Annotated in this window: 10 protein-coding genes; 2 read left to right on the top strand and 8 right to left on the bottom strand. The window is 64.2% G+C overall.

What is annotated here, in order from left to right; all coding sequences use genetic code 11:
* Nucleotides 1–5: 5 nt before the first annotated feature.
* Both ACE10Z_RS28280 and ACE10Z_RS28275 read right to left on the bottom strand, forming a co-directional pair.
* Nucleotides 6–3,251 (bottom strand): efflux RND transporter permease subunit, encoded by a 3,246-nt coding sequence (locus ACE10Z_RS28280; RefSeq protein ID WP_375783687.1) that lies wholly within the window; start codon nt 3,249–3,251, stop codon nt 6–8.
* 45 nt (nt 3,252–3,296) lie between these two features.
* Nucleotides 3,297–4,496 (bottom strand): efflux RND transporter periplasmic adaptor subunit, encoded by a 1,200-nt coding sequence (locus tag ACE10Z_RS28275; RefSeq protein WP_375783686.1) that lies wholly within the window; start codon nt 4,494–4,496, stop codon nt 3,297–3,299.
* A 390-nt stretch (nt 4,497–4,886) separates the two neighbouring features.
* Here ACE10Z_RS28275 and ACE10Z_RS28270 point away from each other — a divergent pair, with 390 nt between their 5' ends.
* Nucleotides 4,887–5,561 carry a response regulator gene (locus tag ACE10Z_RS28270; protein WP_375783685.1) on the top strand — a complete coding sequence of 225 codons (675 nt, stop codon included), beginning with the start codon at nt 4,887–4,889 and terminating at the stop codon, nt 5,559–5,561.
* Nucleotides 5,562–5,563: 2 nt separating this feature from the next.
* The gene (locus ACE10Z_RS28265; RefSeq protein ID WP_375783684.1) at nt 5,564–6,898 is read left to right on the top strand and encodes a sensor histidine kinase; all 1,335 of its coding nucleotides are present in this window, start codon (nt 5,564–5,566) and stop codon (nt 6,896–6,898) included.
* Nucleotides 6,899–6,940: 42 nt separating this feature from the next.
* Here the strand turns inward: ACE10Z_RS28265 and ACE10Z_RS28260 are convergent, their stop codons facing one another.
* The 6 genes from ACE10Z_RS28260 to ACE10Z_RS28235 all read right to left on the bottom strand — a co-directional run bounded on the left by ACE10Z_RS28260 (nt 6,941) and on the right by ACE10Z_RS28235 (nt 13,584).
* Nucleotides 6,941–8,224, bottom strand: coding sequence for a M20/M25/M40 family metallo-hydrolase (locus ACE10Z_RS28260; protein ID WP_375789941.1), 1,284 nt, complete (start codon nt 8,222–8,224; stop codon nt 6,941–6,943).
* A 226-nt stretch (nt 8,225–8,450) separates the two neighbouring features.
* Entirely contained in the window at nt 8,451–10,055 is a 1,605-nt protein-coding gene (locus ACE10Z_RS28255) for a TRAP transporter large permease subunit (protein ID WP_375783683.1), read from the bottom strand.
* The gene (locus ACE10Z_RS28250; protein WP_097672497.1) at nt 10,052–10,591 is read right to left on the bottom strand and encodes a TRAP transporter small permease subunit; all 540 of its coding nucleotides are present in this window, start codon (nt 10,589–10,591) and stop codon (nt 10,052–10,054) included. Before ACE10Z_RS28250 ends, ACE10Z_RS28255 begins: the two co-directional genes overlap by 4 nt.
* Nucleotides 10,592–10,939: 348 nt before the next feature.
* Nucleotides 10,940–11,974: a GTP 3',8-cyclase MoaA gene (moaA, locus tag ACE10Z_RS28245; RefSeq protein WP_375783682.1), complete on the bottom strand. Its 1,035-nt coding sequence runs from the start codon at nt 11,972–11,974 to the stop codon at nt 10,940–10,942.
* Nucleotides 11,975–12,254: 280 nt separating this feature from the next.
* Nucleotides 12,255–12,743 (bottom strand): hypothetical protein, encoded by a 489-nt coding sequence (locus ACE10Z_RS28240; protein ID WP_375783681.1) that lies wholly within the window; start codon nt 12,741–12,743, stop codon nt 12,255–12,257.
* A gap of 160 nt (nt 12,744–12,903) precedes the next feature.
* Nucleotides 12,904–13,584, bottom strand: coding sequence for an HAD hydrolase-like protein (locus tag ACE10Z_RS28235; protein ID WP_375783680.1), 681 nt, complete (start codon nt 13,582–13,584; stop codon nt 12,904–12,906).
* Nucleotides 13,585–13,615 lie beyond the last annotated feature (31 nt).

Here is a 13,615-nt window from a genome sequence, read left to right as displayed (position 1 = left end):
CCCCCTTAACGCGCCGCTTCGGGCGGCGCTGCGGCCGCGCTGTCTTCGCTCGGCACTTCGCTCGCCCGCGACAGGAATATCTTGCGCAAAGCAGGTGCCACCACGAGCAGCAGCAACGGCCCGATGAACATGCCGCCGACGACGACAGTGGCAAGCGGCCGTTGCACCTGGCTACCGATACCATGGGAGAGCGCCGCCGGGAACAGGCCTACGCCGGCGGAGAGGGCAGTCATCAACATCGGACGCATGCGCTGTTCCGACCCCTGGAAGACCGCCTCGCTGATGCTCATTCCCGCGGCCCGCAGCTCGCGGAAATAGGTGATGTTGAGAATGCCGTCCATGACGGCCACGCCGAACAGCGAAATGAAGCCGATCGCCGCCGAAATGCTGAAGTCGAGAGCGGAAAGATACAGCGCGATCAACCCGCCGCCGATGGCGAATGGTATGCCGGCGAGCGCCAGCAGGCTGTCGCGCAGCGAGTTGAACAGGCTGTACAGCAGCACGAAGATCAGCAGCAGCGTCACCGGCACCACGATCATCAGACGTGCCTTGGCGGCTTCGAGATTGTCGAATTCGCCGGACCAGATCATCCGGTAACCGGTCGGAAGCTGCACCGCCTCGGCGACGCGCGTCTGCGCCTCCGCCACCGTGCTGCCGAGATCGCGGCCGCGCACGCTGAACTTGATCGGGATGTAGCGCTGGCTGCGCTCGCGATAGATGAACGACGCACCGGTATCGAGCGAGATGTCGGCGAGCTCGCTCAGCGGAATATAGGCGTTGTTACCGGATGGCGTCTGGTAGGCCACCTTGATCTCGCGCACCTCGTCGATGCTCTGGCGGAACTTCGGATCGAGCCGCACCACGACGCCGAACTGCCGGTCGCCCTCCAGCACGGTCGTCGCACTGGTGCCGCCGAGCGCGGCCTGGACGACGGTCGTCACGTCGCCGGTATTGAGTCCGTAGCGGGCAGTCTTCTCGCGGTTCACCTTGATATTGAGGTTGGGTTGTCCGACCAGGTGGAAGATGCCGAGATCGGCGACGCCCCGAATCTTGGCCATCTCCTGCGCGACCTTGGTCGCGAGCTGTTCGAGCACGGCAAGGTTGGGACCGATGATCTTGACCGAGTTCGCGCCCTTGACGCCCGACAGCGCCTCCTCGACGTTGTCCTGGATGTATTGCGAGAAGTTGAAGGTGACGCCGGGCAGTTCCTCGTCGAACTCCTTCTGCAATTCCTCGGTGAGCTTCTCCTTGGTCAGGCCGGGGGGCCACTGGTCGAACGGCTTGATCGGCGCGAACAGCTCGACGTTCGAGAATGGAGAGGCGTCGCTGCCATTGTCGGGGCGGCCGTGCTGTGACACCACCGTGATGATTTCAGGATGACGCAGCAGGATCTCGCGCATCTTGCGGGTCGGCTCGGTGCCTGCATCCAGCGACATGGTCGGCGGCATCGAGGCGCGGATCCAGAAATTGCCTTCCTCGAGCGCGGGCAGGAATTCGCTGCCGAGCCGGCTCGCAGCAAGGCCGCTCAGTCCGAGGAAGATGATGCCGGCTGCGACCGCGACCCTCAGATGCGTCAGCGACCAGCGCAGCACCGGCGTGTAGGCCTTGCGCAGCGAGCGCACGATGATGGTTTCGGTTTCCTCGATATGCTTCGGCAGCAGCAGCGATGCCAGCACCGGCGTCACCGTGAAGGTCGCCAGCAGCGCGCCCGCGAGCGCGTAGCCGTAGGTTCGCGCCATCGGTCCGAAGATTTGGCCTTCGACGCCCTGCATGGTGAACAGCGGCACGAACGCGGTGACCGTGATGGCCGCGGTGAAGAACACCGCCTTGTCGACCTGCAATGCGCTGACGAAGATCATGCGCAGCCGCTCGGTCCAGCCCGGCGCGGGCTGGCCGTTTCGCGCCGTGGGATCATCTCCCCAGTAGCCCTCGGCGAGGTGTTGCAGCACCCGCAGCCGGTTCTCGGGGCTGGACTGGAAATTGCGGAAGATGTTCTCCATCATGATGACGGCGGAATCGACGATGATTCCGAAGTCGACGGCGCCGAGCGACAGCAGATTGGCGTCCTCGCCCTGCAGCACCAGGATGATGATCGCGAAAAACAGGGCGAACGGGATGTTGGCGCTGACGATCAGCGCGCTGCGCAGATCGCCCAGGAAGACCCACTGGATCACGAACACCAGCAGGCAGCCGAACATCAAATTGTGCAGCACGGTGTGGGTCGTCACATTGACCAGCGAGGTGCGGTCGTAATAGGGGACAACCTTGACGCCGGCCGGGAGGGTGCCGTCGCTGTTGATCTTGGCGACTTCCTCCTTGACCTTCGGCACGATGTCGTTGGTGTGCTGGGTGCGTCCCATCACGACGATCGCCGCAGCGACGTCGTCGTTCTTGTCCTTTCCGGCGATGCCGAGCCGCGGCACATAGCCGACCGAAACCTTGGCGACGTCCTTGATCTGGATCGGCAGTCCGTTGGATTGGGTCAGGACGACGTTCTCGATGTCCCGAACCCTGTAGCCCTTGGTGATATCGTCATCGCCGCCTGAATTGATCAGGCCGATACCGCGGATGTTGACGGATTGCTGGCCGATCGCGATTTCGCGGCCACCGACATTGATGTTCGAGTTGCCGAGCGCGCTGATCAGCTGCGGCACGGTGATGTTATAGGCTTCGAGCTTGGCAAGATCGGCGTCGACGTTGAACTGCTTGGTGGTGCCGCCCCAGGAGTTGATCTGCACGACGCCCGGTATCGTCATCAGCCGGCGGGCGACGACGTAATCCTGCAACGTCCTGAGATTGGTCAGCCCGAAATTCGGCGGGCCGACGAGCTGGTAGCGGTAGATCTCGCCGACCAGGCTGGATTGCTGGATCTGCGGAATCTGGTTGCCGGGAAGCTGAACGTTCTGCGTGAGGTTGTTGGTGGCCTGCGAGAGCGCGAAGTAATAGTCGACGCCGTATTTGAAGGTGACCCGCACGAACGACAGGCCGTAGAACGAGGTCGAGCGGATGTTGACCACGCCCGGCGTCGAGTACAGCCCGACCTCCATCGGGATCGTATAGTACTTCTCCATCTCTTCGGCAGAGAGGCCGGCGGCCTGGGCCGTGATCTCGAGGATGACGGGCGCCGGGTTCGGATAGGCTTCGATGTTCAGCTTGGTGAACGCGGCGATTCCGGCGGCGCAGAACACGGCGAGGCCGAGCACGATGACGGCGCTTCGGGTCAGGCCGAATTGAAGGAGGCTTTTGATCAAGGTACTGCACTACTCTTGAGCGGACGAACGCGCGGTTAGCACGGGCTAGCCGGTGGCCGCGTTGGCGAACTTGTTGCTGAGGAAGATCGCGCCGGTGGAGGCAACCTTCTCGCCGGCTGCGAGGCCGTTGAGGATCTGCCGCCAGCCGTCCTGCTCCATTCCGATTGTCACCGTGCGGCGGTCGAACTTGCGGCCGTCAGTCGTGACCCACACCGTCATCGTGCCGTCACCCTCGCGCACGATGGCGTCCAGCGGAACGCTCACCGACAGCTTTGGGGGCTCGGTTTCGATCGTGAAGCTCGCCAGCATGCCGGCGCGCAGCTTGTGCTGGGGATCATCGATCACCGAACGCACCAGCTGGCGGTGCGAGTTCGGATCGATGTTGAGGCCGAGCGTCGTCACGCGGCCGCGAAACACCTCGTTCGGATAGGCCGGCACCCGCACCTCGACCGGTTGGCCGATCCGGTAGGAGGGGGCATCGGTCTCGATCACATTGGCGACCATCCACATCGTCGAGATGTCGGCCAGCGAATAGGGCGCCGGCGCATTGCCCGGCTGCACAAACAGACCCGGCGCGGCATTGCGCGCAATGATCCGGCCGGAGATCGGGCTCGGCACCACCAGGATCGAATCGACCTTGCGGTCGGCGACGATGCGGTCGATCTCGGCGTCGGTCTTGCCGAAGATGCGCACCGCGTCGCGCCCGGCCTTGTAGTTGCCCTCGGCGGTCTGCTGATCCGACGTCGCCTGATCGACGTCCTTTTGCGCGCCGCCGCCGGTCTTCAGCAGCTGCCTGACCCGGGCCAGCGTCCTGGTCTGCAGTTCGAGCACGCCGGCCGAGGCGAGCAGCGACGACTCGGCCTGCAGCAGATCGGGGCTGTCGATCGTGAACAGCCTGTCGCCCTTCGCGACCTCGTCACCGACATTGAGCGGCGTGTCGACGATCCTGCCGGGATTTGAGGTAAACGCCTGCACCAGCATGTTCTGATTGAAGTCGATCGAGCCGACTGCGTTCTTCAGGGTCCTGAACGAACGCTGCTCCGCGGCCATGGTCTTCAGGGAGGCTGCCTGCTTGTCGCTCAGCGCGACGTATTGCTGCTCGACGTTGACATCCTGCGGCGCGGTCTCCTGCGCGGCCTTGGCGTTCACCACGCCATCGGCGCGCGTCGTGAGCCACGCGCCGACGAGAAGCGCCGCCAGCACCGGCATCGCCGCAAAGCCCATATACTTCATTCGAAATGACATCACCCGCCGCCAATACTGCATGAAAGCCTCGCGCGAGAGACGAGGTCCGGCCGCATGGCGGGCCGTCGTCCGATCTCCCGGTGAGACAAATGAACAGTTATCAGGGCTAGCTGACGCCAGCCTTACATTTGCCCTTTTCAAGGGTGCGGCGCGGCGCGCGAATTTGATTGCGGCGGGGGCCGGTTTATCTATTTTGCGTGGGAATGGGAGCGGCCGCGCATAGCCAAAAAGTAGCGCAGTGAGCGGTAATCCGGCGTTATGCTCAAATGCGTATCGTTTGCACGTCGGGAATGCTCAATGCGCGATCTGTTGCGGAATTGTCGCTTGGCTGGCGCATTGCAACAAGGTGTGCAAACGGAAGACCGATCGAATGAAGACAGGACTGCCGCGATGCGCCTTCTGATCGTCGAGGACAATCTCGAGCTCTCGCGACTGCTCGCGAGCGGGCTGGTGGCGGCGGGATATGAGTCCGATATCGTTAACAGCGTTGCCGAGGCGCGTGATGCGCTGCGAAGCGTCACCTATGCTGCCATGATCCTCGATCTCGGTCTGCCCGACGGTGATGGCCTGTCGGTGCTGTCGGAGCTGCGCCGCAAGAGCGACCCGCTGCCGGTCCTGGTGCTGACCGCGCGCAACGGTCTGCAGGATCGGGTCAACGGCCTGCGCAGCGGTGCGGACGATTATCTGGCGAAGCCGTTCGCGCTGGAAGAGCTGGTGGCGCGGCTCGAAGCCATCCTGCGCCGGCCCGGCCAGCTGCTCGGCTCATCGCTGAAGCTCGCCAATCTGGTCTATGACACCGAGAGCAAGCAGGTGTTCGTCGACGGCGCTCCATACGTCTTCTCCGCGCGTGAAACGTCTGTGCTCGAAATCCTGCTGCGGCGGCAGGGGCGGGTGGTACCAAAGAAGAATGTCGAGGACCACATTTTCGGTCTGTCGGGCGAGGTCGCCTCGAATGCGGTCGAAGTCTACGTGTCGCGCCTGCGCAAGCTGCTCACCGAGCACCGCGCCAAGGTCATCATCCACACCATTCGCGGCGTCGGCTATCTGATGGCGGAGGAGAAATAGCGGTGTTCCGCTTCACGTCGCTGACGTCGCGAATCGTGTTCCTGCACATCGTGGCGGTCGCGGTCGCGGCGATCTTCCTGCCGCTGCTGCTGCTGTGGTTGCTGAATTCGGAGATCAACCAGCTGCATCGCGAAGCGATGCGCGATCAGGCCGCCGATCTCGGCCAGAACCTCGTGGTCGATTCCGCCGGCAAGGTGCAGCTCAACCTGCCGGACAGCCTGAGGGGGCTCTATTCCGACGCCTATGGCCGCTATCGCTACGACATCTACGATGCGGACGACAACCTGCTGTTTTCGTCGCATCGCGGCGCGCCGCGGCTGCCGGCCCTGGCCGACCGGATTGCCGGCGCCAGCGCCACCAAGCTCGTCGGCGGCCAGACGCTGCGCATCCAGGTCGCCGAGGACCTGTCGCATCGCGACGTCATCATCGATGACATCGTTTCCAACTTCTTCCGCCGGGTCGGCTGGATCACCATCCCGATCCTCCTGATCCTGCTGGCGACGGACATCCTGATCTTCCGCCGCGCCGTGATTCCGCTGCTGCGGGCTTCGGAGGAGGCCAGGAGCATCGGACCGGCCAGGACCGACATCCGTCTGCCGACGGAGGGGATTCCGAGCGAAATCCTGCCGCTGGTGACCGCCGTCAACCAGGCCTTCGATCGTCTGGAGGACGGGTTTCACGTGCAGCGCCAGTTCACCGCCGATGCCGCGCATCAGCTGCGCACCCCGCTCGCGATCCTGAGGACCCGGATCGAGACGCTGGATGTAGCCAAGGGGACCAAGGAGCTGCATGCCGACATCGAGAGCATGAGCCGTATCGTCAGCCAGCTGCTCGAGATCGCCGAGCTCGATACGCTGGTGCTGGACCCCGGCGAAACCGCGGATCTGCGCGCCGTGTGCGCCGAGGTGGTCGGCTCGATCGCGCCCTATGCGCTGGCGCAGCAGAAGGACATCGCGCTGCGCGGCACCGACGGCCCGGTGCGGGTCAAGGGCAATGCCGAGATGCTGCAGCGCGCGATCTTCAACCTGGCGGAGAACGCCATCAAGTACACGGCAGACGCGACCTCGGTCGATGTCGAGGTGCATGAGGACGGTTCGGTGCAGGTGCGCGACTGCGGGCCGGGGATTGCGCCCGCCGAGCAGGGCCTGGTGTTCCAGCGCTTCTGGCGCGGCGATCGCCAGCGCCAGCGCACGGACGGGGCGGGGCTCGGGCTCTCGATCGTCCGCAGCGTCGTCGACGACCACGACGCGACGATCAGGGTCGAGAACCTGCCGTCCGGCGGTGCCCAGTTCACGTTGAGCTTCCACCTCGCCAAGGCGGAGCCGGCGACCGCCTGAGAGGGCCGGCCAGCGGCACCTGTCGTGCCGCCGGCTGCCGGTCTATTTCACCTTGCCGTCGGACAGGTCCATGATCATCCGCGTGGTCAAGTACAGGCGCGGCACAATACTGTTGATTTGCACATACTCGGCATCGTTGGAGTGCGCGCCGAAGCCCGAGAGGCCCATGCCTTCAACCACGGCTCCCTTGGTCTTGAGGGCGGCAAACGCAGCGTCGGTACCGCCGCCCGTGGCCCGCTCGGCCACGTTCAGCGGCATACCCAGGTCCTGATAGATCGTCTTGCCGTGGCCGGCCACGCGGCGTGAGGCGTCGTTGGCTTCGAGCGGCGGGCGGCGTATCTCGAACTTCACGTCCACCTTGGAGTCGGGCAGCAGGCGGTTCTTGATCTTGTCCTGCAGCGCCGTCTCGAGTTCGTCGAAGTCGGACACCTTGAGCGCACGGGCATCGGCCTGGGCGGTGGCTTCGGCGGGGATCACGTTGCGGTTGGTGCCGGACCTGGAAACCGTCCAGTTCAGCTTCAGGCCCTGCTCGGGCTTCGACAGGTCCTTCATCTGCAGCACCTGGTGTGACAGCTCATAGAGCGCATTCACGCCGCCTTCGGGCCTCGCGCCCGCATGTGACGACTTGCCATGCACCGTGAGATAGGCCGAGCCGATGCCGCTGGTGGCGAGGCGCAGCGTGCCGCTGGCGTCGCTGCCTTCGAACGAGAACACGGCATCCTGCTCTGAGGCGACGCGGGTGATGGTGCTGCGCCAGCCGGGCGAAGAGATCTCCTCGTCGCCATTGATGAGCACCGTGAGCGTGCCAAAGTCCTTGAAGTTGAGCTTCTGCAGCAGCGCCACGCTGTGGATGATGGTGGCGATGCCCTGCTTGTCGTCGGCGATGCCGAGGCCGTAAGCCTTGTCGCCATCGACGCGGAAGGGCTGATCCTTCAGCATGCCCTTGAGATACACGGTGTCCATGTGCGCGATCAGCATGATCTTCGCGCTGCCCGTGCCCTTGAAGACGGCCTGCACGGCCGGGCCGATCTTCTCGGGCGTGTCGTCCAGCCGGTAGATGTCGGTGGTCTGCAGGATGTCCACCGTGCCGCCGAGCTGCTTGAGCTCGCCGGCGATGCGCGCGGCGATCTGGTTGAGGCCTTCGATGTCCTTGCTGCCGGATTCGATCTGCACGAGGTCGCGCAGGGTGTCGAGCAGCGGCTGCTGCTCCTGTTGCGCCAGTGCGCGAATGTCGGACGCCGGCGCCGCATGCGCCACGGCAGCAGCCAAGCCGAGAGATGCGATGAGCGGGCGAACGAACGAGCGGGCGAGATGCGGTTGCGGCATGGAGTGGCATCTGTGATGTTGGAGGACGATCCGTATCCCCGCGTCTTCACAGGACTCGCCGCCGCCGTCAACGGTTCCAGCATGCCCCGCTTCCGCAAGAGCGTTTTCGAGCGAAGTGGACACCGGTTCGCGTAAAGAAAACGCGTCAAAACAAGAATCTAGAGCTTCGGTTCTGATTCAATCAGAACCGAAAATGCTCTAGGCACGCTGAAGAAGCTGGCGCCGGCTACTGCTTTGGTTGCCCGAAATCGAGCGGCGGCAGCTCGATCTGCGGCACCTCGATCTTGACCTTGTTGAGGTCGACATCGAGCGGCTTGTCGAGCAGTCCGGTGACGACGACCGGGAACGCAATCACCAGCGCCACCATGATCGCCTGCAGCCCGATCCAGGGCATTGCGCCCCAATAGATGTCGGAGCTCTTCACTTCCTTCGGCGCCACGCCACGCAGATAGAACAGCGCGAAGCCGAACGGCGGATGCAGGAACGAGGTCTGCATGTTGACGCAGAGCATCACGCCGAACCAGATCAGCGCGGCGTCGGGGCCGACCACCGGCGCCAGCACCTTCTGCGCAATCGGCGCGATCATCGGCAGGATGATGAAGGCGATCTCGAAGAAATCGAGGAAGAACGCCAGGAAGAAGATGAAGATGTTGATGAAGATCAGGAAGCCCCAGACGCCGCCGGGCAGCGAGGTCAGATGGTGCTCCAGCCAGGTGCCGCCGGAGACGCCGAGGAACACCACCGAGAAGCAGGTCGAACCGATCAGGATGAAGGTGACCATGCAGGTGATGCGCATGGTGGTCTCGTAGCCCTGCTTGATCAGGTCGCGCAGGTCCCGGATCTTGACGGCCTCGAGGCAGATCCAGACCACCGCGAGATAGGTGATCGCGAACGCGAGCTTGAAGATCAGGTTCTCGGTGTAGAGCATCGCGATGATGGTGCCGATGCCGCCGGCGATCACGCCTGTTATCAGCACTTTGCGGCCGGTCGCGCTGAAATCCTTGTGGTGGATGGCGGCCAGCACGATGGCGCCGACCGCGCCCATGGCGCCGGCTTCCGTCGGGGTCGCAAGGCCCATCATCATGGTGCCGAGCACGACGAAGATCAGCACCGCGGAGGGGATGATGCCGAGCAGGCACTTCTTCCACAGCGCCCAGCCGGTCAGCGTACGGGCCTCGATCGGCACCGCGGGCACATGGCTCGGCTTGAAGATGCCGAGCAGGAAGGTGTAGCCGGCGAACAGCAGGATCTGGAACACCGACGGACCCCAGGCGCCGAGATACATGTCGCCGACCGATTTGCCGAGCTGGTCGGCGAGCACGATCAGGACGAGAGAGGGAGGGACAAGTTGCGTGATGGTGCCGGAGGCGGCGAGCACGCCGGTGATGTAGCGGATATTGTAGCCGTAGCGGATCATCACCGGCATCGAGATCAGCGCCATCGCGATCACCTGCGCCGCCACCGTGCCGGTGATGGCGCCGAGGATGAAGCCGACGATGATCACGGAATAGCCAAGGCCGCCGCGGATCGGGCCGAACAGCTGGCCCATCGAATCCAGCATGTCCTCGGCGAGCCCGCATCTCTCCAATATCGCGCCCATGAAGGTGAAGAACGGGATCGCGAGCAACAGCTCGTTGGACAGCACGCTGCCGAAGATGCGGCCCGGGATCGCCTGCAGGAAGTTGAGGTCGAAGAAGCCGAGATAGATCGAGAGAAACCCGAACGACAGGCCGACCGCGGCGAGCGTGAACGCCACCGGGTAGCCGATCAGCATTGCAATGATCAGGCCGCCGAACATCAGTGGCGGCATCATCTCCAGCGTAATCGTCATTGCGTCGGCCTCTCATACTTCGCGTCGATCGTCACATAGCCTTGCAGCGCGGCGATCCGCTTGATCACCTCTGACACGCCTTGCAACGCAAGCATCACGAAGCCGGACGGGATAACGAACTTGATCGGCCAGCGCAGCAGGCCGCCGGCATTGCCGCTCATCTCGCCGACCGCATAGGCCTGGTGGAAGAACGGCCAGGACAGATAGGCGAGCAGCAGGCAGGCCGGGATCAGGAAGAACAATGTGCCGATCATGTCGAGCCAGAGCTGGCCGCGTTCGGACAGCATCAGATAGAGGATCTCGACGCGGACATGCTCGTTGCGCTTGAAGGTGTAGGAGGCGCCGAACATCACGAGGATCGCGAACATGTACCACTGCGCCTCGAGCCAGCCGTTCGAGGAGTAGCTGAACGCGTAGCGGATCATGGCATTGCCGGCGCTGACCAGGCAGGCGATCAGCACAAGCAGATTGCAGATGGTGCCGATCTTCTCGTTGAGTCGGTCGATGGCCTGACTCAGTGCCAACAATGGGCGCATCACGATCTCCGCGGCCGCGCGATCTGCGCGCCGAATATTTTCTCAAGCATCATCTGGCCGCCGCGCGCATGCGCTCGGAGCCACGGCTCACCTTCAGGAGCAGTTGCAAGCGATCGTCCTCCCCCGAAATCCGCTTCCGCCGTTGTTGGTGCTCTTGGCTACCGGATCGTCGGCATGTGCCGACAGGGGGCAGCGGCCTATCCGGCCGGGCGAGCGTGAAAGCCGGGGCACCAAATCAGCGCCGTCGAACGCCGTCAATCGGAAAATGGGCAAATTGACGGCGCGGCAAATCGTTGTCCCGCCTTGGTAATCGGGGGACGGCGCAGGCGTTGGCCGCGGGGCTTTGAACTAGCCGCCGGTCACGCTCATGTGGCGGCTGACGCTCGGGCGGTTATGGCGGCGGTCGATGATGAAATCGTGCCCCTTCGGCTTCAGCCCGATGGCCCGGTCGATGGCCGCCGACAGCAGATCGTTGTCGTCGGAGGCGCGCAGCGGCCGGCGCAGGTCCGAGGCGTCCTCATGGCCGAGGCAGGTGTGCAGCGTGCCGGTGCAGGTGATCCGCACCCGGTTGCAGGATTCGCAGAAATTGTGGGTCATCGGCGTGATGAAGCCGAGCTTGCCGCCGGTCTCGGCGACCCGGACATAGCGGGCAGGGCCGCCGGTGTCGTCGGCGAGATCGGTCAGCGTGTAGTGCTTCTCGAGCCGTGCGCGCAGCAGCGACAGCGGAACGTACTGATCGATGCGGCCTTCGCCGATGTCGCCCATCGGCATCACCTCGATCAAGGTCAGGCCCAATCCCTTGCCATGCGCCCATTCCATCAGCGCGGGAATCTCGTCCTCGTTCATGTTCTTCAGCGCGACCGCATTGATCTTGACCGCAAGCCCGGCCGATCGCGCCGCCTCGATGCCCGACAGAACCTTGTCGATGTCGCCCCAGCGGGTGATGGCCCGGAATTTTACGGGGTCGAGCGTGTCGAGCGAGACGTTGACGCGGCGAACGCCGCAATCGGCCAGCTCCTGCGCGAAGCGCGCGAGCTGCGAACCGTTGGTGGTCAGCGTCAATTCGTCGAGCGCGCCGGTCGAAAGGTGGCGCGACAGCGAACGCACCAGGCCCATCACATTGCGGCGGACCAGCGGCTCGCCGCCGGTGAGGCGGATCTTGCGCACGCCCTTGGCAACGAAGGCCGAGCAGAGACGGTCGAGTTCTTCCAGCGTCAGCAGGTCGGCCTTCGGCAGGAACGTCATGTCTTCCGACATGCAGTAGAAGCAGCGCAAGTCGCAGCGGTCGGTGACGGAGACGCGCAGGTAACGGATCGTCCGGCCGAACGGATCGGTCATCGGACGAAACAGCGTGTCGGAATGCGCCTGCGTGGATCCGTTCATTCAACCCAAGCCTTCAAGCCAAGCCTCAAACCAAGGCGTTCCCAGAGCGCCGGGCCGTGACGGGCCCTGCACGCACAATCTATGCATGTTGGCACGCCGTCACAATGCGTTCCAATGGATGATCCGCAACCTGCGAAGCCAATTGCAAAGCGATAGGTGAGACAGATCGCGCGATGCATGATCGCAATCGCCGATGTGTCTCCACAGAATACAAAAACCCGGCTTTCGGCCGGGCTCTTGTGCAGTGCAATCCTGGTTCAGACGCGCGCAGTGTTGGGCGTCAGCGCGTCGGAGCCGCGGCTGCCGGCGGCGGTGCCGCGCTCGGAGCAGGGAACGCCGCGTCCGGAGCGGCGGCAGGAGCCGCGGCGGCAGCCGGCTTTGGCTTCTTCTTCTTTGGCCGCATCGCCTTGTGCCCGCGCGGCGGCGGGCCGGCGGGTTGCAGCTCGGCGAACACCGGGCTCGGATCGAGCGTGGTGGTGGCCGGGCTCGTGATGTCGCCCGGCGTGCGGGTCACCGTCACCGGCACCGTCGCCGGCTGGAACTTCGGCATGTTGAAGGTGACGGTGAAGTTGGCCTCCGGCGCCGGGATCGACACCGAGCAGGGCGTCTTGCAACCCGGCCCGATCGAGGTCACGGCATCGGCGCCTTGCGGTGCCGAATCCAGCTGCACCTGCATCGGCGGCGGTGCCGACTTGAACGAATCCAATGAGAACGAAGAGCAGCCGGCCAGGCTCAGCCCGGCGGCCGCAATCACGATGATACGACGCATGATCCACACTCTACTGCGGCAATCAGCCACAATCCCCGGCCCGACCATAGGAGCGTCGGAACAGGGGTGCAACAGGGGGAGGTCTGTTCGTTAAAGGATGGTTAATGGAAAATTCGCATGGCAAAATATTGCCAAGTAATATCAATGTGTTGTGGAAATCTTATGCTGCGCCGAGGCTGGCGACGGCGTCCGGCAGATCGCGCATGTGGCTGATCAGCCGATCCGGCTTCAGCTCGGTCATCGGGACGTCGGTATAGCCGAAATCGACGCCGATCACCGGGACGCTGGCGCGCCGGGCGACCCCGACATCGGGACCGGCATCGCCGACCATGATGGCGCCGGGCAGCTTGCCGCCGGCGCGGGCGACCGTCTCGCGCAGGAACGCCGGGTCGGGCTTGGCGACGCCGAATGTGTCCTGGCCGCAGATCGCGGCAAAACGCCGCGTCAGGCCGAGCCGGTCGAGCAGCAGCTTCGACAGCCATTCCAGCTTGTTGGTGCAGACCGCAAAGCGATGGCCCTTGGCCTCCAGCCGGTCGAGCGCGGCTTCGAGCCCGTCGAACGGACGCGAGCCGTCGGCGATGTGCTCGGCGTAATAGTCGATGAAATCCGCGGTTAAGCGATCGAGGTCCGCGAGGCTTACCGCGCGTCCATCCACCTCGAGCCCGCGCTCGAGCAGCTTGCGCGCGCCGGCGCCGATCATGTTGCGGGCGGCCGACAGCGGAACCGGCCGCAGACCTTCGCGGTCGAGCACATAATTCAGCGCGCTGATCAGGTCAGGCGCGGTGTCGACCAGCGTGCCGTCGAGATCGAACACGATGATGGGGGGAGAGGAGGCGGACATCACGCTTTTGGCTATCGGGCTGTGCGCCGCG

Origin of the sequence: Bradyrhizobium sp. Pha-3 (assembly GCF_042258615.1) — a bacterium.
Lineage (GTDB): Bacteria > Pseudomonadota > Alphaproteobacteria > Rhizobiales > Xanthobacteraceae > Bradyrhizobium.
Note: the sequence above shows the minus strand (reverse complement) of the source record. Positions and strands in the feature narration are given on the sequence as shown.

Bases quoted from the DNA above. Each gene is read 5' to 3' on its own strand.
- ACE10Z_RS28275 (WP_375783686.1), bottom strand. From the start codon at position 4,496: ATGTCATTTCGAATGAAGTATATGGGCTTTGCGGCGATGCCGGTGCTG.
- ACE10Z_RS28270 (WP_375783685.1), top strand. From the start codon at position 4,887: ATGCGCCTTCTGATCGTCGAGGACAATCTCGAGCTCTCGCGACTGCTC.
- ACE10Z_RS28260 (WP_375789941.1), bottom strand. From the start codon at position 8,224: ATGCCGCAACCGCATCTCGCCCGCTCGTTCGTTCGCCCGCTCATCGCA.
- ACE10Z_RS28255 (WP_375783683.1), bottom strand. From the start codon at position 10,055: ATGACGATTACGCTGGAGATGATGCCGCCACTGATGTTCGGCGGCCTG.
- ACE10Z_RS28250 (WP_097672497.1), bottom strand. From the start codon at position 10,591: ATGCGCCCATTGTTGGCACTGAGTCAGGCCATCGACCGACTCAACGAG.
- moaA (WP_375783682.1), bottom strand. From the start codon at position 11,974: ATGAACGGATCCACGCAGGCGCATTCCGACACGCTGTTTCGTCCGATG.
- ACE10Z_RS28240 (WP_375783681.1), bottom strand. From the start codon at position 12,743: ATGCGTCGTATCATCGTGATTGCGGCCGCCGGGCTGAGCCTGGCCGGC.
- ACE10Z_RS28235 (WP_375783680.1), bottom strand. From the start codon at position 13,584: ATGTCCGCCTCCTCTCCCCCCATCATCGTGTTCGATCTCGACGGCACG.